Source organism: Planococcus rifietoensis, from assembly GCF_001465795.2.
Lineage (GTDB): Bacteria > Bacillota > Bacilli > Bacillales_A > Planococcaceae > Planococcus > Planococcus rifietoensis.
Genome location: NZ_CP013659.2, coordinates 1,886,148 through 1,911,218, shown reverse-complemented (window position 1 = coordinate 1,911,218; position 25,071 = coordinate 1,886,148). Strand labels below are relative to the sequence as shown.

Sequence of the window (25,071 nt, the reverse complement as noted above, 5' to 3'; positions counted from 1 at the left end):
GAAAAATCGAAGCATTTTTCTCCGTTCATTTTTGCGTTTTTACCGGTGCCGCTTTCTGCGACTTCAGGCGATAGTTCTTGTTTTTTGCACGTCCCTTCTCTAAGATAGAGAGAGGAAATTAAAGGAGCGTATACAATGTCAGACCAATTACAACAAGCAATTGAAAGCAGAAGAACCTTCGCCATCATCTCCCACCCGGATGCCGGGAAAACGACCTTAACCGAGAAGCTCTTGCTGTTCGGCGGCGCGATCCGCGATGCCGGAACGGTCAAAGGGAAAAAGACTGGCAAGTTTGCTACATCCGACTGGATGGAAATTGAAAAGCAGCGCGGCATTTCCGTGACATCGTCCGTTATGCAATTCGATTATTCCGGACATCGCGTCAACATCCTCGATACCCCTGGTCACCAAGATTTCAGTGAAGACACGTACCGGACGCTGATGGCGGTCGACAGTGCCGTCATGATCATCGATGTTGCCAAAGGGATCGAAGCACAAACCGTAAAATTATTTAAAGTCTGTAAGATGCGCGGCATTCCGATTTTCACGTTCATCAACAAAATGGACCGTCAAGGAAAAGAGCCGCTTGAGTTGATGGAAGAGTTAGAAGAAGTGCTCGGCATCCAGTCTTACGCGATGAACTGGCCAATCGGCATGGGCAAAGAGTTCATGGGGATTTACGATCGCTATAATAAGCGCATCGAACCATTCCGTTCTGAAGGCGGCCGTTTCATGGAACTCGATGAAAACGGGCACCTCGCCGGCGAGCATGAAATGACAAAAACGTCATATTATACACAAGCGCTTGAAGATATCGAGTTATTGGAAGAAGCAGGAAACGATTTTTCCATCGACCGTGTGAAAAGAGGGGAATTGACGCCCGTCTTCTTCGGCTCTGCACTGGCCAATTTCGGTGTGGAAACTTTCCTGGAGACGTATTTGCAATTTGCGCCTCAGCCTCAGCCGCGTTTGACGAAACAAGAAGACATCGTAGACCCAGTGGAAACGCCGTTTTCCGGATTTGTCTTCAAGATCCAAGCCAATATGAACCCGGCACACCGCGACCGCATAGCTTTCGTCCGGATCGTCTCGGGTAAATTTAACCGCGGCATGAACGTCACCTTGTCCAGAACCGGTAAATCGTTCAAGCTGTCCCAAACGACACAATTTTTGGCGGATGATCGGGAAATGGTATCCGAAGCCGTCGCTGGCGATATTATTGGCCTGCACGACGTCGGGAATTACCAGATCGGTGATACCATTACAAGCGGAAAGAAATTCGAATTCGAAGCCTTGCCTCAGTTTACCCCGGAATTGTTCATGAAAGTCACGGCGAAAAACGTCATGAAGCAAAAGCATTTCCACAAAGGGATCCTGCAGCTCGTACAAGAAGGCGCAATCCAGTATTACAAAACGCTGCACCTCGAAGAAGTGATTCTTGGTGCGGTTGGCCAGCTTCAGTTTGAAGTGTTCGAGCATCGCATGAAAAACGAATACAATGTCGATGTCAGAATGGAGCCAGTCGGCAATAAAATCGCGCGCTGGATCGAGAACGAAGAAGACGTCAAAGAATCGATGTCGAGCGGCCGCTCAATGCTGGTCAAAGACCGTTACGACAATTTGGTGTTCTTGTTCGAAAATGATTTTGCAACACGCTGGTTCCAGGATAAGAATCCGGAAATCCGCCTGTACAGCTTGCTTTAATTAAGTGGAATCTTCAACAGCCTGCCTTTTCCGGCAGGCTGTTTTCTTCATTTGGCGACGAAAATTCGTAAGTACGGCGCTTTTTAGCTGGAACAGGAAAAACATGGCGTTCTTGTGAACACACGGCCTCAAGTTTGCGGTATAAGGTATTTTTTCTTATGATAAAGGGACCAGGCATAGAGAGGGATTGAACAGATGAAATTAAGCGATTTTTCCATCAAACGACCAGTATTGACCATCGTCACGATGCTGTTGGTCATCATTTTAGGGGCAGTGTCATTTCTACGCATACCTGTCACCTTGATTCCGGAATTGAATCCGCCGATCGGCGTTGTAGTCACAAACTATCCGGGGGCAAGCCCGACGGAAGTGAACGAAAAAGTGACAAAACCGCTGGAAGAGAGCTTGGCGACATTGCCGGGAATCGAATCAATTCAGTCGAACAGCCAGGAAGGATCCAATTTCATCCTGTTGGAGTTCGGATGGGATACGGATATTGATGATGTTCAGGCGGAAGTCACGCAGCGAATCGACCAGACGCCGATTCCTGACGACTCGAATGATCCTCGTTTTTTGAAGTTTGACCCTTCGCAATTCCCGATTATCCAATTATCTTTGCGCGCGACTGATGCAGAGCAGGATGTCCGGGTCATTGCAGAGGAATTGGAAACACAGCTGCGCCAGACGGACGGCGTGGCGAGTGTAAATGTTTCGGGCTCGTTGATTGAAGATATTTCCATCCAGCTGGACCCGGCAGAACTGGAAGAGCGTGGTTTGCAGCAGGCGGATATTGTCCAGCTGATCCAAGCGAACAATATATCCTTGCCAGGCGACCCGATTGAAACGGAAGATGGGCGCAATTTAACGACGCGCATCGTCAGTACGTTGGAAAGTGTGGAAGACATTGAAGACCTGATCGTCACGGTCGACCCGATGTCTGGCGACAATGTGACCGTGGCCGACGTCGCCGAAGTAGCGGTGACAGAACGGGAGACCAATAGCGAAACCCGTGCCAATGAAGAACCTGCCGTTTTGCTGTCGGTGCTTCAGGAGTCTGGAGGCAATACAGCAGACGTCTCAACTGCCTTCCAGGAGCGCCTCGATGAATTGCTTGCCGAAGAGCGCTTTTCGGCAGTAGAAGCCGATATCCTATTCGACCAGGGAGATTATGTGAAACTGGCGATTAATAATATCGGGCAGACCTTAATTCTTGGTGGTATTTTTGCAATGCTGGTGTTGTTCTTCTTCCTTCGCGGGATCAAGAGCCCGATCATCATCGGCGTCGCGATCCCTTATTCGGTGATCGTGACCTTCGTCTTGATGTTCTTTGCCGATTTCGCTTTGAATATCTTGACGCTCGGTGCTTTGGCACTTGGCATCGGGATGCTCGTCGATAATGCCATTGTCGTTATCGAAAACATTGAACGGCATTTGGCGATGGGCAAAAAGCCGAAAAAAGCGGCATCCGATGGTTCTCGTGAAGTAGCTGGGGCGATTACCGCTTCGACATTGACAACCATTGCCGTATTCGTGCCTGTCATTTTCATCTCCGGATTGATTGGGGAAATTTTCTTCGAATTCGCGTTGACGATTTCGTTCAGCTTGATCGCTTCGCTCGCTGTCGCTCTGACCGTTATCCCGATGATGGCTTCAAGGATGCTCGGCCAAAAAGACGGCAAACCAAAACCGGTGAGGGCGGATTCAAAAGGCGTGCAGCGCTTTGAGAAGAGTGTGTTGTGGGCACTGCGCCACCGAATTTTAGTGCTTGTAACAGCACTCGTATTCCTCGGAATCGGCGCATTCGGCGTTTCCCAAGTGGGCACTGAGTTCCTGCCGGCGACGGATGAGGGCTTTGTCAGTGTGACTGTCGAACTTGAAAATGGTTCTTCTACGGCCGCGACCAATGAAGTGGTCCAGAGCATCGAAGAAGAGCTGAAGGCTGAAGAAGATGTTGATGTGTATGTCAGCTTAATCGGCACGACTCAACAAGGACAGGCACAAGGCAGTGCGGAATCCAATACGGCAGAAATTTACGTGAAATTATTGCCGCTGGATGAACGTGAACGTTCGGTTTTCGAATTTGTGGATGATGTACAGCCGCAAGTATTGGAGAAAATCGGCGATGATGCACTCGTCAGCTTTAATCTCCAGACAGCCGCCGGTTCTACACCGAACACGTTAAGTTTTACCGTCACCGATACGGACAAGCAGCGATTGGATGAAGCTGTGGCCGCAATCGATGAAGAATTGTCGAGTCTGCAGAATGTGGTTGAATTGACGAATGACCGTCAGGAGACCATCGATGAAATCCAGATGACGATCGACCGGGAAGCGGCGACTGAAAATAATCTGGCGCCCGCACAAATTGCCCAGACGGTCAATAACATTACGCGCGGCGTGCTTGCTACACAAGTCATCGATGAACAGGATGAAGTGCTTAGCGTGTTCGTCTCCTATGATGAACAACAGCGCAACAGCGTAGACAGCTTGCGTGAATTGACGCTGCGCACGCCATCCGGTGCATTCGTCGAGCTTCAGGAACTGGCGGACATCGAAGTCGCCCAAGGCCCTGTTTCGATCAGCCGGGTTGACCAGGCGGAAAGTGTATCCTTTACACTGCAGTATCCATCCGACCAGACTTTGGGCGATATGTCGACTGCCGTTGACACAGCTATAGCGGATCTTGATTTGTCGGAACAGACGGAGGTCTCGTTTGGAGGAGACCGTGAGCTGTTCGATGATGCGATCGACGATATGCTGCTCGCAGTCGTATTGGCGATTGTCCTTGTCTACATCGTCATGGCAGCACAGTTTGAATCGTTCAAATATCCATTGGTCATCATGTTCACGGTGCCATTGATGGTCATCGGTGTTTCCGTCGCGCTATTTGTGACACAGACACCGATCAGCATCACCGCTGTTATAGGTGTGCTGGTGCTTGTCGGGATTGTCGTCAACAACGGGATTGTGCTCGTCGATTACATCAATCAGCGCAAAGCGGATGGACTAGGCTCCTTTGATGCGATTGTAACGGCAGTCCATGACCGGAGAAGGCCGATCTTGATGACAGCCCTGACGACGATTCTAGGCCTCTTGCCATTGGCCATTGGCATCGGGGAAGGAACGGAAATCAACCAGCCGATGGGGATTGCGGTCATCGGCGGGCTGATCAGTTCGACTTTCTTGTCTTTATATGTCGTGCCAGTCGTCTACAGTTTATTTGACCGGGAAACACGGTTCATGAACAGCAAGAAGAGAAAACAAGAAAAAATCGAGGAATAACCAATCCTGTGCAGATGATTCTGCACAGGATTTTTTTCATAAGTTTTATGGGCGCAACTATCCATTATTTAGTAGAATACAGAAAAGGGGTGTGAGTGGATGAAGATGATGGTGTTTACTGGGTTTCCGGGATTTATCGCAACACGTTTGATGGAATCATGTGCCCGAAAAGGCTGGGGTTTGGCGGCGATCGTTTTGCCGAGTGAAATGGAGAAAGCGCAAAAGCAGGCATTCATCATTGAAGAAAAGACAGGCTGTGGCGCAATCCGGCTGTTGCCGGGAGATATCACGGTGGAAGGGTTGGCACTTTCGAGTGAAGACCGGTGCTGGCTAGAAAGCCAACAGCTGATCTTTTGGCATTTAGCAGCAATCTATGATTTGGCGGTGCCGGAAAATATAGCGAAAAAAGTCAATGTTCTAGGCACGCAAAACGTCAACAGTTTGGTCAAAACGCTCGACGGGCTGGAGCGCTATATGTATTTCAGCACGGCTTATGTAGCAGGCACAAGAGAGGGCTTGTTGCTCGAAGACGAACTTATCCGTCCAAAGGCATTCAAGAACCATTACGAAGAAACGAAGTTCGAAGCAGAACGGCTCGTCCAACAATTGAAACCGCAAGTGCCGACGACCATCATCCGTCCAGGAATAGTGCGTGGCCATTCCACGAGCGGCGAGACTTCGAAGTTCGACGGTCCTTATTTCTTTTTGAATATGATAGACAGGATGAAACATTTCCCCGTAATTCCATACATTGGGCGCACACAATCAACCATCAACGTTGTGCCCGTCGATTATATCTTGGAAGCTTCAGTTTATTTGAGTGTTCTTGAGAAAGCCGAGTCGGCAACCGTCCATTTGACCGATCCCAATCCCCACCCTGTAGAAGAAGTATACCGGGCAATGGTCCATGAAATGACTGGAAAGTATCCGAAAGGCAGAATCCCCAAAAAACTTGCAGCCTTCTCAATGCGGGCGCCGGTCATCCGCAAATATCTCGGTGTTGAAGCCGAAACTTTGGATTATATGGATTGGCCAGCCCAATTCGATACGCAAAGCGCCCAATCCCTATTGGAAGGGAGCGGCATCCGGCCGGCGGATTTTCTGGAAACGATTCCGGCAATGGTGGCATTCTATAACGAACATAAAGAAGACCAAAAATACCACGTCACGATTGCCTAAATGTTTACAGTTCCGGCACAAGTGCTATAATACATCTACAGACCAATAATACAAACTCTCGACAAAGGGGAGTAGCTATAGGGAAACCTATTTCACAGTCGTCAAGACGTGGCTTTTGGCCATCGGTTGTGATAGCGGCATATTACGACGCTTAGCAAGACCTTTGCCTTTTATTAGGCATGGGTCTTTTTTGTCGGGTAAAATTAGGAGGAAAATTATGGATACTATCTTATTGGAATATGCCTGGGTACTGCTTGTGCTGATCGGGCTGGAAGGTTTACTCGCTGCAGATAATGCGGTAGTCATGGCTGTCATGGTCAAGCATTTGCCAAAACCACAGCAGAAAAAAGCATTGTTCTACGGTTTGGCAGGTGCTTTCATTTTCCGTTTTGCAGCTTTGTTCATGATTACGTTCCTGGTGAACATTTGGCAGATTCAGGCACTTGGCGCTGCCTATCTATTGTTTATCGCAGTCAAGCATATCTATGACCAGCGCAAAGGCAAGGATCATACGATAGAACCCGAAACGACAAAAGGATCGGGTTTCTGGATGACCGTCTTGAAAGTGGAACTCGCCGATATCGCCTTTGCCATTGACTCGATGCTCGCAGCCGTTGCACTCGCAGTGACATTGCCGCATCTTGGCGATTTTGACATCGGCGGCATCAATGGCGGGCAGTTCGGTGTCATGCTGGCTGGCGGTTTAATTGGTGTAATCATCATGCGTTTCGCTGCACATAAATTCGTCCGGCTGCTGGAAAAATACCCGCAGCTCGAAACAGCGGCATTTGTCGTGGTTGGATGGGTAGGGGTCAAATTGGTCGTTTTGACTTTATCCCATGAAAAACTTGGCGTTTTGCCGCATGATTTTCCGCATTCGACGCCATGGACGATCACGTTTTGGCTTGTGCTGTTAGGCATCGTCTTGACGGGGGTATTCACGGGTCTTAAAAAGAATAAACAACAAAATGCTTAATAGCATATAGTATGATGAAATAGCCGTGCGGAATATTTTCTCCGCACGGCTATTTTTATGCATTCCTTAAAATAGACGGACACAAATACTCTCTGTCACACGAATGTAATACTTAGCAGGACCGCCTCAATCTTCCAAATTCCTGGACTGAAAGCTACAATAGAGAAAAAGGAATTGAAATGGGGTGAGTTGCATGCTATTGACTGCTTTGGGCGGTTTGTTTGGATATGGAGCGGAAATGCCCGCTGAAACCTTGGTGAAACTCGCACAACAAGGCGATGAAGAGGCCGAAGAGCAATTGATTTCTTCACATATCCCATTTGTGAAAAAAACCGCCGCACAAGTATGCAAGCGATTCATCGATGACAATCAAGATGAATTCAGCATTGCGCTCTTGGCATTTCATGAAGCGATACGCCAATATCGTTCTGGACATGATGCGTCGTTTTTGACTTTTGCGCATATGGTCATCAGGCGCAGAGTAATCGACCATATTCGTAAAGAAAGCAAACGGCTGGAATTCAGCCACGATTTCACAGCTTCGCCGAATGAAGACCATCATAACCATATCGGCGACCGAGCATCATCGGCTTTTTTTTCAGAACAGGAGCAGATTGCCAAACGGCGTGAAGAGATTGTCCAATTCGAGGAAATGCTTTCAGAGTTCGGATTATCTTTCCAAATGATCGCCAAAGTTTCCCCTGCACATGAAGATGCAAGGAGAAATGCAATCCAAATTGCCCAATTGGTGGCGGAAACAGACGAATACAAGGATTTTTTGCTCGATAAGAAAAAACTTCCGGTCAAACATATCGAGGAACTTGTCCAGGTCTCGAGAAAAACCATTGAGAGAAACCGGAAATACATAATTGCAATGTCGCTATTAATGATGAGCGACTTGCATTATTTAAAAGATTATTTAAAGGAGCGGTTGAACTGATGCAAATGCAAAAAGGCATATGTATGGAACTTGACGGGGACCGTTCTGTCTACATGCTTGCAGATGGCAGCTTTGTAACCGGCAGGCCGACTGGCAGCACGGTAGTGGGCGAAGAGGCATATTTCGAATCCGTTAAGGCTTCGAACCGCCGCTTTAAGCCATTTACCATGCCGCTCATTGCGTCGGTCGCGGCGCTCGTTTTGCTGATTTCCACGTGGATGCTCCCCGCTGAAGAAGCTTACGGATATGTGCAAGTCGAATCAAACCCGGGAATCGAACTCGGTGTAGACGAAGCTTGGCATGTCATTTCGCTGAGGGAACTGAATGAGGACGGCAAAAAGTTGATTGCTGAATTAACCGATTGGGAAAATCGGGAACTTGAAGTGGTTTTAGAAAACGTGCTGGCTTTGTCCGTAGATGAAGATACAGAACATGTGACGATTACTACAATTCAAGGAGAAGGAGAAACGGATGCCGCAATCAATGTGGAGCAGATCGCATTAGCGGCGCTGTTTGCCGGCAGCAATAAAAACTTGCGCGTCCATTTGAAAGAAGCGAATAAAAAGCAATGGCGCGAAGCGAAAGAACAGCAAGTGCCAGTCGCAAAGCTGATCGAAAAAGATCGAACCTTCACATCCCCGCAGGAACAAGAGAAAGATGTGCAGCCTGCAGAAAATAAAGAAACACAGGAAAAACAAGCCCCGGATAGCCCAAAAGCGCCTTCCAAAGCTGAGGACCCTGCTACTCCAAAGGCTCAGCCGAAAAATGAGCCTTCATCTTCGGGCAATAGCCAATCGGAAAAAACACAAAAGCCGAATACTCAGGCAAAACCTGTCCCGGAAAAGAAACCTGTTCCAGAAAAGAAACCTGTTCCAGAAAAGAAACCTGTCCCAGAAAAGAAACCTGTCCCAGAAAAGAAACCTGACAGCAAGCCAAAAGAACCTGCTCCAAAAGCTCCAGCAGCAAAAAAAGCGCCAAACAAATCAGAAAAATTTGACACTGCTAAACCGAAAAACCCGAATGCTGGAAAAGCCAACAACGCTGGGAATTCAAAAGCTGAAACAAAACCGAAACAAGAAAATCCTTCTTCAGGAAAGAACAAAGCTGAACAACCGCCAAAAGGCAACAACGGTAAAGACAAACCAAAAGAAAAGAATAGCAAAAACAGCAATTCTAACAGCAACAGCAACAGCAACAGCAACAATAGCGGCAATTCATCCAAAGCGGATGGGGTGAAAACAGCAGAACCGAAGGATTTAAAAGCTGAACAAGCCAAACCTCCTTTAGAGAATAAGAAAGCACCGGATTCACCTGCAGCCGAGGGAAAGAAAAACCCGAAAGCTGATAAGCAAGATGAGAAGAATCAATAAGGCTTTTTTCCATGATTAGCGCTTATTCCTTCAGGACCGCATTCAGCGGAACAGCCTAAAGGAAGAAGCGCTTATTCTGTGATAGCGGAAAATAAGACAGGAAATGCAGCTCTTTTCCAATGGAATGGCTGCAGTGGACTGTGCTTTACAAAAAAGCCCTTTTCTTTTCACTGTACTTTACATAGAATGGGAAGAGAGTCAGTTGCGGAAGGGAATTTTACGCCTATGAACAAATCATTTCAACGTGTCCGAAATCTTACACCAGCACAGGCAATCGTGGCGTATTATTTCGTAGCGATTGCTTTTTCCTTTTTGCTCCTGAGGCTTCCAGGAGTCTTGCAGCCTGGGGTAAGCATGACCTATATCGACACTTTATTTACTGCAGTCAGCGCTGTCAGCGTCACCGGCCTATCCGTCATAGATGTATCGCAGACATTATCCGTGTTCGGCATCATCGTGTTGATGGTCATCCTGCAATTCGGCGGCATCGGCATCATGTCGATCGGGACATTTTTCTGGATCCTGCTCGGCAAAAGGATCGGGCTGAGAGAACGCCAATTGATCATGGTCGACCATAACCAATCGAGCATGGCCGGTGTCGTTAAGTTGATCACTGAAATCGTCAAGATCCTGTTGTTGATTGAAGCGATCGGCGCGCTCATCTTGACGGTCTACTTCACGCAGTATTTCTATAGTTTTAGCGAAGCTTTGCTGCACGGCGTCTTCGGGTCGGTTACTGCCACGACCAACGGTGGATTCGATATCACGGGCGCGTCGTTGCAGCCTTACGTCGACGATTATTTCATCCAAATCGTCAATATGCTGCTGATCATCCTCGGAGCAATCGGTTTTCCAGTATTGATCGAGTTAAAGGAATTCTTGTCGAACGAGACAAAGAATTTCCGCTTCTCGCTGTTTACCAAAATTACAACAAGCATCTTTGGCATTCTCTTAGTTGTCGGGACTGTCGGTATTTTAATTTTGGAATCGGTCAATGCGTTCAAGGGGATGTCGTGGCACCAGACCTTGTTCGGGGCATTGTTCCACTCCGTCTCTTCTCGGTCTGGTGGCTTGGTCACCATCGATATCACCCAGTTCAGCGACGCGACCAATGTATTTATGAGTGCGCTCATGTTTATCGGAGCCTCGCCAAGTTCTGCAGGCGGCGGTATCCGGACGACTACTTTTGCGATCGCTATCTTGTTTTTGATCAATTTCGCGAGAGGCAAAAACACGATCCAGATTTTCAACCGTGAAATCCAGTTGATTGATGTGTTCCGGTCGTTTGCGGTCCTGTTCCTTGCAGGCACAATGGTCATCGTTGCGACGATGCTGTTGATCATCACGGAACCGAATGCATCGATCGTGGAAATCCTCTTTGAGATTACGTCAGCGTTCGGAACGTGCGGGATGTCGCTCGGTTTAACAAGTGAATTATCCTCCATCGGCAAACTGATCATTATGGTCTTGATGTTTATCGGACGGGTCGGCTTGATTTCCTTCCTGTTTACCATCGGCGGCAAGACAGACCCGACAAAATTCCATTACCCGAAAGAACGCGTCATTATCGGATAAGTCAACTGCACGTGCTATTCGGCCGTTAAAGGGATATAATTGAAATAATCGAGTAATCATAGCGGAAATGAGTGAACGAAAATGAATGAAGACATCAAACAGTCGTTGAAACTGTTTATCGTTTTGTCCCGTGCGCATAAAGCGATTTCGGAACAAACCAATCAATTTTTCCAGGAGAATGGCGTCAATCCGACAGAATTTGCGGTATTGGAGCTGCTCTACCATAAAGGGCGCCAGCCGCTGCAGAAAATTGGCGGAAAAATCCTGTTGGCCAGCGGGTCGATTACTTATGTCATCGACAAGTTGGAAAAGCGCGGATTTATCACGCGTGTCAATTGCCCGACGGACCGCCGCATTACTTATGCGGAAATTACGGAAGAAGGGGAAGCTTTCATGGCTGACATCTTCCCGGCGCACGAGCAAAAAATTCACGAACTGACGGCTGCTTTATCTCCCGAAGAAAAGGAGCAAGCCATCGAATTGATGAAGAAAATTGGCTTGTCGATCAAAGATTTGTCCTATTAAAAAAGATCCTCCATTTGGGAGGATCTTTTTTGTTTCTTTATACGGTCGACTTGTCGGTTCATTTGAATGGAACAGCAATTCACATTAGACTGGCAGCGGCATGACGATGAACAAGAGCACCAGCACAATTAGATGAGTGATGATCAACAGCGGCATGCTGCGCTTCCATTCATAAAGGATGCCGAGCAATGCCCCTGCTACGATGCCTGCCACACTGGCGGGCCAGAAGCCGCTGAAGGCAAGCGCGATGCCAAACAAAAGGGATGCGCCAAGAATGGCGAGTGGCAGCTTCATATATTTCTTCAATTGCTGCTGGATATAGCCGCGCCAGAAAAGCTCCTCGCCTGGAACGATGACAAACATCAACAACAGGTAATGCCAGATGCTGGTTGGGGCAAATAAGGTTTGAATGGCCGAGACGGGTCCTTCCGCGTTAAGCGGAAGAATATCGAAGAACAGGTAGCCAAGTGCCAGGACGGCGTAGATAAGACTCCCGAACAAAATGCCATATGTTAACGATTTCCAGGTTTTCAATTCGTCGAAGACAGAATAATTCACGAGTGCAATCGACATCAGCACCAAAATGGCGAATGTGTACATATACCAGAAGATGGCTGTATTCTCGAAAGCTAGATGATACAAATAAAGCGAAAGCGGCAATAGCCAGATGAGCGTATGGCGCTTTAACAGAGTAAGCATAGAAAAAATCCTCCTAAAATCAACAAAGGCTTCCCGTATGGAGGCAAAGCGCAATGGGGCTGGACGGGTATGGTTTCATCCGTATAGTATTATAACAGAAGGATTTTAACAAAACGAAAGGAAAGGAGAACATTTCATGACTGATTACGCAAACGAACTGGAGCGATTGAAAAATGGTGAGATCGACATACTGGATATTCCAAAAGAAGAATTTCTGGAGTTCCGCAAGATATTGACTGAACGGGAAGATTTCAAACATTTTAGGGGAACGGCTTTCCATCATGGCAAAACGCAATATGAATATACGGTAGAACCGTCTAAATAATACATGGAGTTGCGGCAGAGGCTCAGGAAAAACATGCAATGAAATTTTTTTTGCAAAAAAGGTTTAGCCTATGTTTGCAGGGGGCATAGTATACTTGAACACAGCAACATTCTCATTTCCCCCTTTTGTGGTCGGCCCATTATGGACCGGCCTTTTTTTTATGCAAAAAAAAGAAGAGTGAATAGACTGATCATTTTTGCTATTATGGAAATATAAAGGAGGCAATAAAATGAAAATTGGATTTATCGGTACCGGGGTCATGGGCAATAGCATTGGACGCCATTTACTAGAGGGTGGACATGAACTTTCCGTCTTTACGAGAACGGCCAAGAAAGCTGAGGATTTACTCGAACAAGGCGCGTCCTGGAAAAACAATCCGAAGGAACTGGCTGAGTCTGCAGAAGTGATCTTTACGATGGTCGGGTACCCGAAGGATGTGCAGGAAATCTATTTCGGGGAAAACGGCTTGCTGGCAAATGCTGCCGAAGGAACGGTACTCATCGATTTGACTACTTCCCAGCCGAAACTGGCACAGGAAATTGCAGAAGCTGCACGGGCTAAAGGCTTGCATGCTTTGGATGCACCGGTCTCTGGCGGGGATATCGGCGCCAAAAATGCAGTACTGTCCGTCATGGTCGGCGGAGAAGAAGATGTTTTCACTCGACTGCTTCCGCTGTTTCGTTTGTTTGCGGGCAATATCATTTTGCAAGGGCCAGCGGGTTCTGGGCAGCACACAAAGATGTGCAACCAGATCAATATCGCCAATAATATGCTGGGCGTCTGCGAATCGCTCATATACGCGAAAAAGGCAGGGCTCGATCCTGAGAACGTATTGCGCTCCATTTCAGCTGGCGCAGCCGGGTCATGGTCCTTGTCGAATTTAGCGCCGAAGATGATCGAAGGCGATTTCCGGCCAGGATTTTACATCAAGCATTTCATCAAGGATATGAAAATAGCGGTAGAAGAATCCGAACGGTGGGGCCTGGATCTTCCAGGGCTGAAATTATCGCTTGGAATCTATGAGGAATTGGAACGTGCAGGGGATGGGGACCTTGGCACCCAAGCATTGATCCGCCATTTCGATTTTGCAGAAAAATAAGCACAAAAAAACCGGCAGTGCAGGACCGCCGGGCTGATCAATCAAAATAGGATTTTTTCGGTGAATAGAATCGATTCATTTCTTTCGGTTCGTAGCGTTTGGAAAAAGCCGAGATGGCAGGCTTTTTTTCCGGCGCCTCAAGCCCGGTGTAATTTTGAAGCAATTCTTTCGCGTGCTTCAAGTTCATGCGGCTCGGCGGATTACGATAGGATTCATCCAAGTCTCCAAGATGCTCAAGTGAATGAAAATCTTCCTTCTTGGGAAGCATGTGGAAATAATAATTGCCGCATTTCACGAGGACAGATGATTGTTGTTGGCTTTTTCGGGGGTTTTTACTGAAGTGCAGGCCAAGTTTTTGCGCCCGTTTTTGTTGGATCATCAGATTCAATGCTTGTTTTTTTAATGCATACAGAAATTGATTGTCAGGAGCAGTCTTAGCGTGGCGGTTGACAGTGAAAATGGCTTGTGCGATTTCCGAATCTTTCATCGTCGGGGACATGGGCTCATTCCTTTCGCAATAGTGGATTGATCAGTCTTTGTCCATCATATCAAAATTTTCAGTCACTGTACATAAACCGGATAGTGTCATGATGCAGGAAATGATCCAAAAAAAGGGGATGTTGAGATGTTGAGTGAACAAACAATAATCGTGACCGGAGGCTCCAGTGGGATGGGCTTTCATATGGCAGAAAAATTTGCTGCTGAAGGGGCGAACGTCATCATTACAGGGCGGGATATGGAAAAACTGAATGAGTCACTGACGAAATTATCCGGGTTGCGGGGACAGGCAGAAGCGTTCCAGATGGATGTCCGCGAACCTGAACATGCCAAGGCGATGGTTAATTTTGCGCATGAGAAATTCGGGCGGATCGATGGCCTTGTCAATAACGCGGCAGGGAATTTCATCGTCCACGCAGAAAAATTATCGCCGAATGGATGGCGCTCTGTTATTGACATCGTCTTGAATGGGACATTTTTCTGTTCCCACGCCGTCGGCAATTATTGGATTGAAAATGGCACAAAGGGGAATATACTTAATATGCTGGCAACGTACGCTTGGAATGCCGGAGCCGGTGTCGCTCATTCCGCTGCCGCTAAAGCCGGTGTCATGTCGCTGACCCGGACGCTGGCAGTGGAATGGGGCACGCAATACGGCATTCGTGTCAACGGGATCGCTCCTGGCCCGATCGAACGCACTGGGGGTGCAGATAAACTTTTTGAGTCTCAAGAAGCGATGCAGCGGACCTTGAAATCTGTTCCTTTAGGCCGGCTTGGAAAACCGGAAGAAGTGGCAGATCTGGCAGCGTTTATCATGTCAGAGAAAGCGGCTTATATGAATGGGGAAATCGTGACCTTAGACGGTGGCCAGTGGTTGAATAAATTCCCTTTTTAAGCCAAAACACCCAATTAAATAGTTTCGGGAAACGTGTTATGTTATGATGTAATCGAAGTGTTTCGGCATCAGACCATGCGATGCAAAAGGAGTAGAGCACATGATTTCATTACCGAGCAAAGATTTTCTTGAAACCCCGATCGAAGAATTTGTCATCTCGTCCGAAAAAGTAGCACATGTCCAAATCGGCAATAGTGCCGAGCATGCTTTATTGGTTTTGACGAAGACCGGCTATTCAGCCATCCCGGTTTTGGATGCGAAGTACCGGTTTCACGGCTTGATTAATGCCCAGCGCATCACAGACGCCATTCTTGGAATGGACCATATAGAGTATGAGAAACTTGGCGATATTCGAGTCGAGGAGATTATGCAGACCGACCTGCCACTGATTCATTTGAATGACCGCTTCCAAAGAGCTTTAGATCTGGTGATTGACCAGAACTTCCTTTGTGTAGTGGATGACGATGGAATGTTCATGGGGATTCTGACAAGACGGATTGTCTTGAAGCAATTGAAAAAACAACTTTACCAGTTCAAACGATAATTGCCCTAAAAAGGTCTCATCCATTGAGGCCTTTTTTTCTGCTGGTTGAAAGAAGGGATCGATATGGAACAAACGAAACGCCCGCTCATCTTGATTGCGGTCATGCTGGCGATGTTCGTTTCCGCGGTTGAGGCGACCATTGTCTCGACAGCGATGCCGAGCATTGCAGCAGACCTCGGTGGGTTTTCGAAATACAGTTGGGTATTTTCCGCGTATTTGCTGATGAGTACTGTTACTGTACTGTTATATGGGAAGCTGGCCGATCTTGTCGGGAGAAAAGCGATTTTCGCTTTTGGCATGCTGTTGTTTTTAATTGGCTCTTGGCTCTGCGGGTTAGCGGATTCGATGGAGCAATTAATCGCTTTCCGTTTTATCCAAGGAGCGGGCGCTGGGGCTATCATGCCGATTGCGTCGACGATTGTTGGGGATATTTATTCTCCTGAAGAACGGGCGAAGATTCAAGGATACCTGTCCAGCGTATGGGGCATCTCGGCCATCGCCGGCCCAGCTATCGGCGGTGTTTTGGTGGCGACCATCGGCTGGCAATACGTATTCTGGGTCAACTTGCCGCTTGGGATCTTGTCGCTGCACGGCATCTTGATTTATTTGAAAGAACCGGTGCGCATCGAGCGGGCGAAAGTCGATTACAGGGGTGCCTTGTTCTTGACGATTGCACTGAGCAGCGTGTTGTATCTGCTTATCGAAGGAGGCGTGTCTTTTGGCTGGCTCTCGGCTCCTTCTTATTTGCTTGCTATTGTCGGCGCTTTGTTTCTGTTTTGGTTTGTCAAAGCAGAACGCGCGTCGAGCGATCCGATGATGCCGTTTGAAATTTGGCGAAATCGGGCGATTCTCTATGCGAATCTGGTTTCGCTCGCGACAGGGATTATATTGATCGGCATTTCCAGCTATTTGCCGGCTTATGTGACCGGTGTCATGGAACAGCCCGCGGCAATCGCCGGCTTCACATTGACGACAATGTCTATCGGATGGCCGATCGCTTCCGTCTTGTCAGGAAGGCTCTTGATCAGCATCGGGTATTTCCGCACATCGCTTCTTGGGGGATCGTTCCTTCTGCTCGGAACGGTATTGTTTGTAACGATGCAGCCGGGGTTCGGTCCGCTATGGGCAGGGATGTCGAGTTTCTTCGTCGGTGTCGGGATGGGATTGACCAGCACCGCCTTTATCGTCTCGATCCAATCCGCCGTGTCATATGACAAGCGGGGAGCGGCAACAGCTTCTAATATGTTCATGCGCAACCTGGGCAGCACGATCGGCGTAGCGCTTCTTGGCAGCATATTGAACAGCTCGCTATTGAACCGGCTGGACGATTCCAGCAATTTATCGCTGGAATCCGTCAACTCGATTTTAAGCATCGATAGGCGCGTGCAGCTGCCGGAAGCGGATAAGCTGGTGTTGCAGGAGGCCTTGGCTTTTGGGCTGCGCAATGTATACAGCATTGCGTTTCTCTGCGCTTTGGTCAGTTTCCTGCTGATTTTCGGCTTGCGTGGGTTAAAAGGAGTGAAACCGGATGTCAAATGAAGAAATGATTATTAAAGTACTCGCTGAAGAAGGCAATATGCGAAAAGCGGCGGAACGGCTTTTCTTATCGCAGCCTGCCTTGTCACAGCGGCTGCAATCGATTGAAAAGGAATGGGGCCAGCAATTGTTCGTGCGTTCCCAAAAAGGGCTAACGCCGACGCCAGCCGGTGAACTGGTCATTCAGTACGCAAAGGAAGCGGTAATGCGCCGGGAAGAGATTTTCGAACAACTGCACACCTTAAGCGAAAAAGTGCATGGTACCTTGAAGATTGCTTGTGCGTCGATCATCGGCCAGAACTGGCTTCCAAAGGTCTTAAAAGATTTCATTACCCTGTATCCGGAAGCGAAAGTGCAATTGATCACCGGTTGGAGCTCTGAAATCGTCCGTGCCCTGTACGACGGTGAAGCCCATATCGGCATCGTCCGGGGACAGACCGACTGGAAAGGCCCGAAAATCCATTTATTCAAAGACACTTTGTATTTGGTCGATAAGGAAATCAGTTCGCTGGAAGAAGTGATGAAGACCGAACGGCCGTTTATCCAGTTCAAAAGCGATTCGACTTATTATGAGGAAATTCAGCAATGGTGGCAAAAGCATTTTGCCTCTAACCCGAAGCGCCAAATCACGGTAGACCAAATCGAGACGTGCAAGCAAATGGCCGTTAACGGAATCGGCTATGCAATTTTGCCATCCATTACCTTGACGGGGGCAGAAGATGTTCATACGGTGCCGCTGACAAATAGCGAACAGGAACTTGAGTTGACCCGGGATACATGGCTGATCGGCTATGAATCGTCTTTCCAGCTCCGGCAAGTTGAGGCATTTGTCGATATTGTCAAAAAACATGCCACTCTGTTAAGCTAAAGGATGTATTATTATACTGAATCAGATATAATAACACCATTACACGAGAGAAAGAGGTTTTGATCAATGGAACAAATGGATGCAAATCAAATTATTTCGTACATACAGAATGCGAAGAAATCGACGCCTGTAAAAGTATATGTCAAAGGCGAAGGCGTGGCTGCGCTTAACTTTGGCGAAGGCTCGAAAGTATTCGGAGAAGGCAATCACGCAACCGTATTCGGCGAATGGGCTGAAGTGGAAAAAGCACTTGAACAGCACGCTTCAGTCATCGAAGATTCCGTAGTGGAAAACGATCGCAGAAACTCAGCGATTCCGATGCTTGACTTGAAGAACATCAATTCACGCATCGAACCAGGTGCGTTTATCCGCGAGAACGTGGAAATCGGCAGCAATTGCATTATCATGATGGGCGCTGTCATCAATATCGGTTCTGTCATCGGCGATGGCACGATGATCGACATGGGCGTCATCATGGGCGGCCGTGCAACAGTCGGCAAAAACTGCCATATCGGAGCTGGTGCAGTACTTGCTGGCGTAATCGAGCCTGCATCTGCTACACCAGTAATCGTTGAGGACGATGTCATGATTGGCGCGAACGCAGTCGTCTTGGAAGGCGTCCGCATTGGCAAAGGCTCTGTCGTCGCTGCTGGTGCTGTCGTGATCGAAGATGTGCCTGAAAATGCAGTTGTCGGCGGCACGCCAGCACGCGTGTTGAAGTTGATGGACGAAAAAACCCGTTCGAAAACGGAAATCAAGCAAGAACTCCGCCAGCTGTAAGAGGCCTTTTTATGGATCTTATTCAAATCAGGAGAGAGCTGCATGAGATTCCGGAAATCGGGTTTCAGGAATTTAAAACACAACGGTACTTAAAAGACATCATTTCCAAAATGGCCCCAGACCGCATCGAGCTGGTTGAATGGCGCACAGGACTTGTGGTCAAAGTAAAGGGCCGTTCGCCAGTAAAAACAATCGGTTGGCGCACAGATATCGATGGGTTGCCGATTCTTGAGGAAACACAATTGCCGTTTTGTTCTCGCCATGAAGGATTCATGCATGCCTGTGGGCACGATATCCATATGGCGCTCGCGCTCGGCTTGCTCGAACAGGTGCTTGAACATCCGCTTGATAACGATGTCGTGATCTTGTTCCAACCTGCAGAAGAGGGGCCAGGCGGTGCACAGCCGCTCTTGGCATGGCTTGAGAAAGAGCGTCCGGATCTCTTGCCGGATGAACTTTTCGCCCTGCACATTGCACCTGAACTGCCGGTCGGTACTGTCGCGACAAAGCCTGGGCTTCTGTTTGCCAACACATCGGAATTATTCATCGATCTGCATGGCAAAGGCGGCCATGCCGCTTACCCACATCAGACGCGCGATATGGCAGTTGCCGCAGCGGCTTTATTGATGCAATTGCAGACAGTCGTCAGCCGCAATGTCGACCCGATGGATTCGGCCGTTTTAACGGTTGGGAAGATGTCTGCCGGGACTGTGCAGAACATTATCGCTGAACGGGCACGCCTGGAAGGGACAATTCGCACCTTGACACCTGAATCGATGACAAGCGTGAAAAAGCGCGTTGAATCGTTGTGTCGGTCGATCGAAGAAGGTTATGAATGCCAGGTGTCGATCGATTACGGGGCGAATTATCGCCAAGTGGATAATGACGAACAATTGGCTGAGTCATTTTTGCGCTATGCTCAAGATGCACCGGACATACAAGCTGTTCGCAGTAAAGCCGCGATGACAGGTGAAGATTTCGGTTATTTCACCGAACGGCTGCCGGCTTTGATGTTTTGGGCAGGGGCCGGCTCCGATTACGGCTTGCACCATGCCAAGCTTGCGCCTGATGAGCGGCTTCTGTCGTTCATGCCCAAATTCCTTTATGATTATTTCAAGCAACGATGAAAAAAAGCGAGACGCCGCTATGGCGTCTCGCTTTTTATGTTGAGTAACTGTTGATTCAGCTGCTGCGGCTTTCCTGCAGCAGCTCTTTTTTTCGTGTCGACCAGTTAAAGGCGATGAAAAAGCAGACGAGCAAGATGAAGGTTCCGGTAATATACGGGAAGCTCATATCGATGTCGAACAGAATCCCCGCAAGCGCAGGTCCGATCATATTGCCGAGACTCATGTAAGCATTGTTCATCCCAGCCGCATATCCTTGCGAGTCGCCAGCGAGTTTAGAAATGAGCGTGTTGATTGCCGGGCGCAGGAGAGAGGCGGCTGTGAAAAAGACAGCTGCCACGAAAAGAATCGTCCAGAAGGTGTTGACGAAGAGAATGCCGATCATTGCCGCAGCTGAAATGAGCAGATTGACGAGGATGACGCGCATCTCGCCGAAACGCTTAAACAAACTGTCGATGACGAAAGTTTGCACGATGACGCCGACAAAGCCGCCGACTGTGATGACGACTGAAATTTCCTTTGGCGTGAATTGGAATTGCTTATCGACATACAAGGCAATCGTCGATTGGAAATTCGACAGCCCGAATGCAAAGATGAACATCACCAATAGCATGACGAAATACGGTGTGTAGACAGAGCGTTTCATCTGCTGGTATAAATTCTCTCGTTTATAATCCACAGCCTGCACGGCCGGTTTAACATTCGGCAAGGCGAAGAAGGATAGCAAGGCGGACAGCAAAGCGACAGAAGTCGCGACATAGAACGGGAATTGCAGGCTGACTTCAGACAAGAAGCCGCCAATGCCCGGCCCGATCATGAAACCGAGAGACATCGAAGCGCCGAGCAATCCCATACCCTTGCCCCGTTCCTCGTAGGTCGTGATATCGGCCACAAATGCCATCATCGGAGGGATCAGGAATGCGCCACCCACGCCGCTGAAGAAACGCGCGAGGTAGAGAACCCATAATTCGGTTGCCATGCCGAAGAGCAGCTGCGACAAGCCGAATATGACCAGCCCGAAAATGATCAAGTTCTTGCGCCCGTATTTATCGGAGAGTTCTCCGGAAATCGGCGAAAATAGAAATTGCGCAAAAGCAAAAGTGGCGATCAAGGTACCGAGCGCTTGGCCTGCAACGCCGAATGTTTCCAGATAAGCGGGCATAATCGGGATGATGAGGCCGATTCCGCTCATGGCGATGAACATATTGAACATGAGTATATATAAGGCGAACTTAGTTGATTTGACGGCCATGAGCCTAACCTTCCCTCGTTTTTATTTCGTGTGGCTAAATTTTGGTGTTATGAACTTATTTACTATACCTTATTTAAACGGAAAAAAACAGGCAGAAGTTCTGCCTGTCATTTTTCCATATCCATCTTGAATTCCAAAAACAGTTCGTTGTAGATGCCGAGCATTTCCAGCCCAAGGTTTTCGTAGACTTCAAGGCGATCGCGCATGTCTTCTGTCGGATAGAAACGCTCATCTCCTGTCACTTCAGGATCCATTAACTCGAGTGCAGCTGCATTCGGGGAAGAATAGCCGACATAATCCGCATTTTGCGCCGCCACTTCCGCATCAAGCATGAAATTGATGAATTGATGCGCACCGTCGACATTGCCGGCTGTCGACGGGATGATCATGTTATCGAACCAAAGATTGGAGCCTTCTTCCGGCACTGCATAATCGATGTCTTCGTTGATCCACATCATATCTGCAGCTTGCCCGGACCAGGTGACGGCAACTGCCGCTTCCTCACGGCGCATCATTTCAACGATTTCATCGCCGATGATCGCTTTCACGTTGGGCCCGAGTGTTTTCAATTTATCGGTCGCTTCGCGTAATTCCCCGAGATCGGTGGAGTTCAGCGAATAGCCGAGGCTGTTCAAGCCCATGCCGATGACTTCGCGTGCACTGTCGACCAAGATGACTTCCTGTTCGAGCGTCGGGTTCCACAAGTCATCCCAGCTTTCGAAGGTCTGTCCTTCAAGAAGTGTCGGGTTATAGGCGATGCCAACGGTGCCCCAGAAATAGGGAATCGAATATTCGTTGCCGGGGTCGAATGGCAAATCCAAGAAATACGGATCAATGTTTTCGAGGTTCGGGATCTTGCTGTGGTCAATGGGCAACAGCAAATCGTTTTCCTTCATTTTTTCGATGGCGTATTCCGAAGGCATGGCAACGTCATAAGACGTTCCGCCCTGCTCGACTTTCGTCATCATCGACTCATTCGAATCAAATGTCTCGTAGATGACCTGGATGCCGGTTTCTTCTTCGAATTGGCTGATCAGTTCGGGATCGATGTATTCGCCCCAGTTATAGACCGAGATCGAGCCGCTGCCGCTCGTGGCAGAACTGCTTTCCAACAGATGGACGGCGTAGAAAAGGACGGCGGAAATGATTACGATCGCTGCACTTGCTCTAATGATGCCTTTCATGGTCGAGTTCCTCCTGTTCCAGCATTCGCCCCGGAGCGCTGATTAAAGAAATAATATCCGAGGACAAGGCCAAGCGTTACCACGAAAATCAAAGCGGATAAGGCATTGATCGTTAGCGTGATACCTGCTCGCGCCATCGAGTAGATCTCAACGGACAATGTTGCGAAACCATTGCCGGTGACGAAGAACGTGACGGCGAAATCATCGAGCGAATACGTCAGCGCCAGGAAAAAGCCGGCGAATATCCCCGGTTTGATGTAAGGGATGATGACGCGCGTCAAAATATCGCGCTGCGATGCCCCGAGGTCCGTTGCCGCGTCTATTAAGCTTGAGCTCATTTCCTGCAGTTTCGGCAAGACCATGATGACGACAATCGGGATGCTGAAGGCGATGTGCGACACCAGGACGGACGCGAAGCCGAGCTTGACGCCGACCATCGTGAAGAGAATCAGAAACGATGCCCCGATGATGACATCCGGGCTGACGATCAACACGGTGTTCAACGATAAGACAGCGTTGCGCATTTTCCGATTGCGCAGGAAAATGATGCCGATGGCGCCAAGTACGCCAATCGCTGTCGAGATGAGCGCAGACAGCAAAGCGACGATGACGGTGTTCAAGACGATGATGAGCAGGCGCGTGTCATTGAATACGGCCGCGTAATGCTCCCATGTGAAATCTTCAAAGCCGGACATAGTGCCGCCGCTATTGAAGGAATAAAAAATCAAATAGAAGATCGGGGCATAGAGAATAAAAAAGACGAACGCCAAGTAGATTTTGGCTGGTTTACTTAGCTTTGCCATTCAATGCCCCTCCTTTCTCTTTCGGGCCTGTGAGCAGCATGATGATGATCATGAACAAGATCAAGAACACGGCAATCGTCGAACCCATGCCCCAGTTTTGCGTAACCAGGAATTGCTGTTCGATAGCCGTACCGAGCGTGATCACTTTATTGCCGGCGATAAGCCGTGTTATGACGAATAAGGATAAGGCCGGGATGAAGACGGCCTGCACGCCGGATTTGACGCCGTTGATCGCCAGCGGAAAAATGACCCGGCGGAACGTCGTCCACTGGGAAGCACCGAGATCGCGTGATGCGTCAATCAAAGCCGGATTGATTTTATCGAGCGAGTTGAAGATCGGCAGCACCATGAACGGGATGAAAATATAGACGGCAACAAATACAAAACTGAAATCGGTGAACAGGATCTGAAGCGGTCCCGCACCGAAAAACTGGATCAATTGGTTGGCAGGCCCGTACAGACCGAAAATGCCGATGAACGCATAGGCTTTCAGCAATAGGTTGATCCACGAGGGGATGATGATCAACAGCAGCCATAATTGCTTATGCTTTGTTTTCGTCAGCCAATAAGCTGTCGGATAAGCAATCAGCACCGAAATGAAAGTGATGAGGAAGGCATACCAGAACGAGCTGAGCGTCATACGGAAATAGGTCGATGAAAAGAAATTCGCGTAGTTTTCCAAAGTGAAATCACCGGCCAGGTCGAGAAATGAAAAATAGACGACGAGTGCAATCGGCGCAATGACGAATAACAAAATCCATATATAATAAGGCGCAAGGTACCATGGGCGTGATGAACGATTAGTCATTGGAAACGGCTCCGTATGACTCAAGCCTTGCATCGAAGGCTTCTTCGGATTCGTTCAAGCGCATGACGTGAATCGCTTCCGGGTCGAAATCGAGGCCGATTTGTGCGCCGACTTCTACGCGTTTCGTCGAATGCACCAGCCACTCATTGCCTGTTTCATCGTATGTGGAAATTTCGTAATGGACGCCTCTGAACAATTGGCTGTCGACATGAACGGCCATCTTGCCCGTTTCCGGCTTGGTGATCTCCAAATCTTCCGGGCGGATGACGATTTCCACTTGTTCGTTCGAGCTTAGTCCTCTATCGACGCACTCAAACTCTTTATTGGCAAAACGGACGCGGTAATCAGCGACCATGACGCCCTCGGCAATATTCGACTCCCCGATGAAATCGGCGACAAAACGGTTGATCGGCTCATCGTAAATATCCATCGGCGTGCCGCTCTGCTGGATTTCTCCAGCATTCATGACAAAAATTTCATCAGACATCGCGAGTGCTTCTTCCTGGTCATGCGTAACGAAGACGAAAGTCTTGCCGAGGCGCTGCTGCAGCTCACGCAGTTCATATTGCATTTCCGTACGCAGCTTCAAGTCGAGTGCGGACAGCGGTTCATCAAGCAAAATCACTTCCGGGTCATTGATGATGGCCCGTGCGATGGCGACGCGTTGGCGCTGGCCGCCGGACATTTCGTGGATTTCACGGTTTTCATAGCCGCTCAAATTGACGAATGCCAAAGCTTCTTTGACGCGGCGCTCGACTTCCGCTTTTTTGATTTTCTTGATGCGCAAGCCGAATGCGACATTTTCGAATACATTTAAATGAGGGAACAGTGCATAATCCTGGAATACGGTATTCACTTGCCGCTCGTTTGCCGGAATCTTGTTGACTTTTTTTCCTTTGATGTAAATATCGCCGCTAGTCGGCTGGTTGAATCCAGCAATCAATCGCAAGATCGTCGTTTTGCCGCAGCCGGAAGGACCGAGCAAGGTGTAGAATTTCCCTTTTTCCATTTCAAAACTGATGTTGTTCAATACATTGCCCGCGCCTTCAAAAGTTTGGACAACATTATCAAAGCGGATGATTGCTTGGTCCGTCATAATATACCT

At 48.4% G+C, this 25,071-nt stretch carries 24 protein-coding genes; 16 read left to right on the top strand and 8 right to left on the bottom strand.

The window, feature by feature from the left end:
* Positions 1-135: 135 nt before the first annotated feature.
* The 5 genes from AUC31_RS09555 to sigI all read left to right on the top strand — a co-directional run bounded on the left by AUC31_RS09555 (position 136) and on the right by sigI (position 8,081).
* Positions 136-1,704 (top strand): peptide chain release factor 3, encoded by a 1,569-nt coding sequence (locus tag AUC31_RS09555; protein WP_058383428.1) that lies wholly within the window; start codon positions 136-138, stop codon positions 1,702-1,704.
* 195 nt (positions 1,705-1,899) lie between these two features.
* Positions 1,900-4,986 (top strand): efflux RND transporter permease subunit, encoded by a 3,087-nt coding sequence (locus tag AUC31_RS09550; RefSeq protein ID WP_058383429.1) that lies wholly within the window; start codon positions 1,900-1,902, stop codon positions 4,984-4,986.
* A 99-nt stretch (positions 4,987-5,085) separates the two neighbouring features.
* Positions 5,086-6,165, top strand: coding sequence for an SDR family oxidoreductase (locus AUC31_RS09545; RefSeq protein WP_058383430.1), 1,080 nt, complete (start codon positions 5,086-5,088; stop codon positions 6,163-6,165).
* Between the two features lie 217 nt (positions 6,166-6,382).
* The gene (locus tag AUC31_RS09540; protein ID WP_058383431.1) at positions 6,383-7,141 is read left to right on the top strand and encodes a TerC family protein; all 759 of its coding nucleotides are present in this window, start codon (positions 6,383-6,385) and stop codon (positions 7,139-7,141) included.
* 193 nt (positions 7,142-7,334) lie between these two features.
* Positions 7,335-8,081, top strand: a complete 747-nt coding sequence (sigI, locus tag AUC31_RS09535) for an RNA polymerase sigma-I factor (RefSeq protein ID WP_058383432.1) — start codon at positions 7,335-7,337, stop codon at positions 8,079-8,081.
* Positions 8,082-8,130: 49 nt separating this feature from the next.
* On the opposite strand, the gene AUC31_RS17725 is transcribed toward sigI, so the two are convergent.
* On the bottom strand, positions 8,131-8,295 hold the full coding sequence (locus tag AUC31_RS17725) for a hypothetical protein (protein WP_157073482.1): 165 nt from the start codon (positions 8,293-8,295) through the stop codon (positions 8,131-8,133).
* Between AUC31_RS17725 and AUC31_RS09530 the strand changes: the two genes are divergently transcribed.
* The 3 genes from AUC31_RS09530 to AUC31_RS09520 all read left to right on the top strand — a co-directional run bounded on the left by AUC31_RS09530 (position 8,249) and on the right by AUC31_RS09520 (position 11,551).
* Positions 8,249-9,451: an anti-sigma-I factor RsgI family protein gene (locus AUC31_RS09530; RefSeq protein ID WP_470381987.1), complete on the top strand. Its 1,203-nt coding sequence runs from the start codon at positions 8,249-8,251 to the stop codon at positions 9,449-9,451. The genes AUC31_RS17725 and AUC31_RS09530 overlap by 47 nt on opposite strands.
* Positions 9,452-9,676: 225 nt before the next feature.
* On the top strand, positions 9,677-11,026 hold the full coding sequence (locus tag AUC31_RS09525; protein ID WP_058383434.1) for a TrkH family potassium uptake protein: 1,350 nt from the start codon (positions 9,677-9,679) through the stop codon (positions 11,024-11,026).
* An 81-nt stretch (positions 11,027-11,107) separates the two neighbouring features.
* The gene (locus AUC31_RS09520; RefSeq protein ID WP_058383435.1) at positions 11,108-11,551 is read left to right on the top strand and encodes a MarR family winged helix-turn-helix transcriptional regulator; all 444 of its coding nucleotides are present in this window, start codon (positions 11,108-11,110) and stop codon (positions 11,549-11,551) included.
* Positions 11,552-11,635: 84 nt separating this feature from the next.
* Here AUC31_RS09520 and AUC31_RS09515 read toward each other — a convergent pair whose 3' ends face one another.
* Positions 11,636-12,250, bottom strand: a complete 615-nt coding sequence (locus AUC31_RS09515) for a CPBP family intramembrane glutamic endopeptidase (protein WP_058383436.1) — start codon at positions 12,248-12,250, stop codon at positions 11,636-11,638.
* A 136-nt stretch (positions 12,251-12,386) separates the two neighbouring features.
* On the opposite strand from AUC31_RS09515, the gene AUC31_RS09510 reads away from it, so the two are divergent.
* On the top strand, positions 12,387-12,575 hold the full coding sequence (locus tag AUC31_RS09510; protein WP_058383437.1) for a hypothetical protein: 189 nt from the start codon (positions 12,387-12,389) through the stop codon (positions 12,573-12,575).
* 229 nt (positions 12,576-12,804) lie between these two features.
* Positions 12,805-13,674, top strand: coding sequence for an NAD(P)-dependent oxidoreductase (locus AUC31_RS09505; protein WP_058383438.1), 870 nt, complete (start codon positions 12,805-12,807; stop codon positions 13,672-13,674).
* A gap of 37 nt (positions 13,675-13,711) precedes the next feature.
* Here AUC31_RS09505 and AUC31_RS09500 read toward each other — a convergent pair whose 3' ends face one another.
* A complete protein-coding gene (locus AUC31_RS09500; RefSeq protein ID WP_083509154.1) occupies positions 13,712-14,173 on the bottom strand; it encodes a YkyB family protein in 462 nt (153 codons plus the stop codon).
* Between the two features lie 126 nt (positions 14,174-14,299).
* Here AUC31_RS09500 and fadH point away from each other — a divergent pair, with 126 nt between their 5' ends.
* From fadH to AUC31_RS09470, 6 genes are all read left to right on the top strand, one after another.
* Positions 14,300-15,067: a 2,4-dienoyl-CoA reductase gene (gene fadH, locus AUC31_RS09495; RefSeq protein ID WP_058383440.1), complete on the top strand. Its 768-nt coding sequence runs from the start codon at positions 14,300-14,302 to the stop codon at positions 15,065-15,067.
* Between the two features lie 100 nt (positions 15,068-15,167).
* Positions 15,168-15,611, top strand: a complete 444-nt coding sequence (cbpB, locus tag AUC31_RS09490; RefSeq protein WP_058383441.1) for a cyclic-di-AMP-binding protein CbpB — start codon at positions 15,168-15,170, stop codon at positions 15,609-15,611.
* Positions 15,612-15,674: 63 nt separating this feature from the next.
* Positions 15,675-17,150, top strand: coding sequence for an MDR family MFS transporter (locus AUC31_RS09485; RefSeq protein WP_058383442.1), 1,476 nt, complete (start codon positions 15,675-15,677; stop codon positions 17,148-17,150).
* A complete protein-coding gene (locus tag AUC31_RS09480; protein WP_058383443.1) occupies positions 17,140-18,015 on the top strand; it encodes a transcriptional regulator CcpC in 876 nt (291 codons plus the stop codon). Before AUC31_RS09485 ends, AUC31_RS09480 begins: the two co-directional genes overlap by 11 nt.
* A gap of 66 nt (positions 18,016-18,081) precedes the next feature.
* Positions 18,082-18,795: a 2,3,4,5-tetrahydropyridine-2,6-dicarboxylate N-acetyltransferase gene (gene dapD, locus AUC31_RS09475; protein ID WP_058383444.1), complete on the top strand. Its 714-nt coding sequence runs from the start codon at positions 18,082-18,084 to the stop codon at positions 18,793-18,795.
* An 11-nt stretch (positions 18,796-18,806) separates the two neighbouring features.
* The gene (locus AUC31_RS09470) at positions 18,807-19,922 is read left to right on the top strand and encodes an N-acetyldiaminopimelate deacetylase (protein WP_058383445.1); all 1,116 of its coding nucleotides are present in this window, start codon (positions 18,807-18,809) and stop codon (positions 19,920-19,922) included.
* Between the two features lie 55 nt (positions 19,923-19,977).
* Here the strand turns inward: AUC31_RS09470 and AUC31_RS09465 are convergent, their stop codons facing one another.
* From AUC31_RS09465 to AUC31_RS09445, 5 genes are all read right to left on the bottom strand, one after another.
* Positions 19,978-21,171, bottom strand: a complete 1,194-nt coding sequence (locus tag AUC31_RS09465) for an MFS transporter (RefSeq protein ID WP_058383446.1) — start codon at positions 21,169-21,171, stop codon at positions 19,978-19,980.
* Positions 21,172-21,278: 107 nt separating this feature from the next.
* The gene (locus AUC31_RS09460; RefSeq protein WP_058383447.1) at positions 21,279-22,355 is read right to left on the bottom strand and encodes an ABC transporter substrate-binding protein; all 1,077 of its coding nucleotides are present in this window, start codon (positions 22,353-22,355) and stop codon (positions 21,279-21,281) included.
* Entirely contained in the window at positions 22,352-23,158 is an 807-nt protein-coding gene (locus AUC31_RS09455) for an ABC transporter permease (RefSeq protein ID WP_058383448.1), read from the bottom strand. Before AUC31_RS09455 ends, AUC31_RS09460 begins: the two co-directional genes overlap by 4 nt.
* Positions 23,142-23,966, bottom strand: coding sequence for an ABC transporter permease (locus AUC31_RS09450; protein ID WP_058383449.1), 825 nt, complete (start codon positions 23,964-23,966; stop codon positions 23,142-23,144). Before AUC31_RS09450 ends, AUC31_RS09455 begins: the two co-directional genes overlap by 17 nt.
* Positions 23,959-25,062, bottom strand: coding sequence for an ABC transporter ATP-binding protein (locus tag AUC31_RS09445; protein ID WP_058383450.1), 1,104 nt, complete (start codon positions 25,060-25,062; stop codon positions 23,959-23,961). Before AUC31_RS09445 ends, AUC31_RS09450 begins: the two co-directional genes overlap by 8 nt.
* Positions 25,063-25,071: the final 9 nt, after the last annotated feature.

Bases quoted from the DNA above. Each gene is read 5' to 3' on its own strand.
- AUC31_RS09555 (WP_058383428.1), top strand. From the start codon at position 136: ATGTCAGACCAATTACAACAAGCAATTGAAAGCAGAAGAACCTTCGCC.
- AUC31_RS09550 (WP_058383429.1), top strand. From the start codon at position 1,900: ATGAAATTAAGCGATTTTTCCATCAAACGACCAGTATTGACCATCGTC.
- AUC31_RS09545 (WP_058383430.1), top strand. From the start codon at position 5,086: ATGAAGATGATGGTGTTTACTGGGTTTCCGGGATTTATCGCAACACGT.
- AUC31_RS09540 (WP_058383431.1), top strand. From the start codon at position 6,383: ATGGATACTATCTTATTGGAATATGCCTGGGTACTGCTTGTGCTGATC.
- sigI (WP_058383432.1), top strand. From the start codon at position 7,335: ATGCTATTGACTGCTTTGGGCGGTTTGTTTGGATATGGAGCGGAAATG.
- AUC31_RS09530 (WP_470381987.1), top strand. From the start codon at position 8,249: ATGCCGCTCATTGCGTCGGTCGCGGCGCTCGTTTTGCTGATTTCCACG.
- AUC31_RS09525 (WP_058383434.1), top strand. From the start codon at position 9,677: ATGAACAAATCATTTCAACGTGTCCGAAATCTTACACCAGCACAGGCA.
- AUC31_RS09520 (WP_058383435.1), top strand. From the start codon at position 11,108: ATGAATGAAGACATCAAACAGTCGTTGAAACTGTTTATCGTTTTGTCC.
- AUC31_RS09515 (WP_058383436.1), bottom strand. From the start codon at position 12,250: ATGCTTACTCTGTTAAAGCGCCATACGCTCATCTGGCTATTGCCGCTT.
- AUC31_RS09510 (WP_058383437.1), top strand. From the start codon at position 12,387: ATGACTGATTACGCAAACGAACTGGAGCGATTGAAAAATGGTGAGATC.
- AUC31_RS09505 (WP_058383438.1), top strand. From the start codon at position 12,805: ATGAAAATTGGATTTATCGGTACCGGGGTCATGGGCAATAGCATTGGA.
- AUC31_RS09500 (WP_083509154.1), bottom strand. From the start codon at position 14,173: ATGTCCCCGACGATGAAAGATTCGGAAATCGCACAAGCCATTTTCACT.
- fadH (WP_058383440.1), top strand. From the start codon at position 14,300: ATGTTGAGTGAACAAACAATAATCGTGACCGGAGGCTCCAGTGGGATG.
- cbpB (WP_058383441.1), top strand. From the start codon at position 15,168: ATGATTTCATTACCGAGCAAAGATTTTCTTGAAACCCCGATCGAAGAA.
- AUC31_RS09485 (WP_058383442.1), top strand. From the start codon at position 15,675: ATGGAACAAACGAAACGCCCGCTCATCTTGATTGCGGTCATGCTGGCG.
- AUC31_RS09480 (WP_058383443.1), top strand. From the start codon at position 17,140: ATGTCAAATGAAGAAATGATTATTAAAGTACTCGCTGAAGAAGGCAAT.
- dapD (WP_058383444.1), top strand. From the start codon at position 18,082: ATGGAACAAATGGATGCAAATCAAATTATTTCGTACATACAGAATGCG.
- AUC31_RS09470 (WP_058383445.1), top strand. From the start codon at position 18,807: ATGGATCTTATTCAAATCAGGAGAGAGCTGCATGAGATTCCGGAAATC.
- AUC31_RS09465 (WP_058383446.1), bottom strand. From the start codon at position 21,171: ATGGCCGTCAAATCAACTAAGTTCGCCTTATATATACTCATGTTCAAT.
- AUC31_RS09460 (WP_058383447.1), bottom strand. From the start codon at position 22,355: ATGAAAGGCATCATTAGAGCAAGTGCAGCGATCGTAATCATTTCCGCC.
- AUC31_RS09455 (WP_058383448.1), bottom strand. From the start codon at position 23,158: ATGGCAAAGCTAAGTAAACCAGCCAAAATCTACTTGGCGTTCGTCTTT.
- AUC31_RS09450 (WP_058383449.1), bottom strand. From the start codon at position 23,966: ATGACTAATCGTTCATCACGCCCATGGTACCTTGCGCCTTATTATATA.
- AUC31_RS09445 (WP_058383450.1), bottom strand. From the start codon at position 25,062: ATGACGGACCAAGCAATCATCCGCTTTGATAATGTTGTCCAAACTTTT.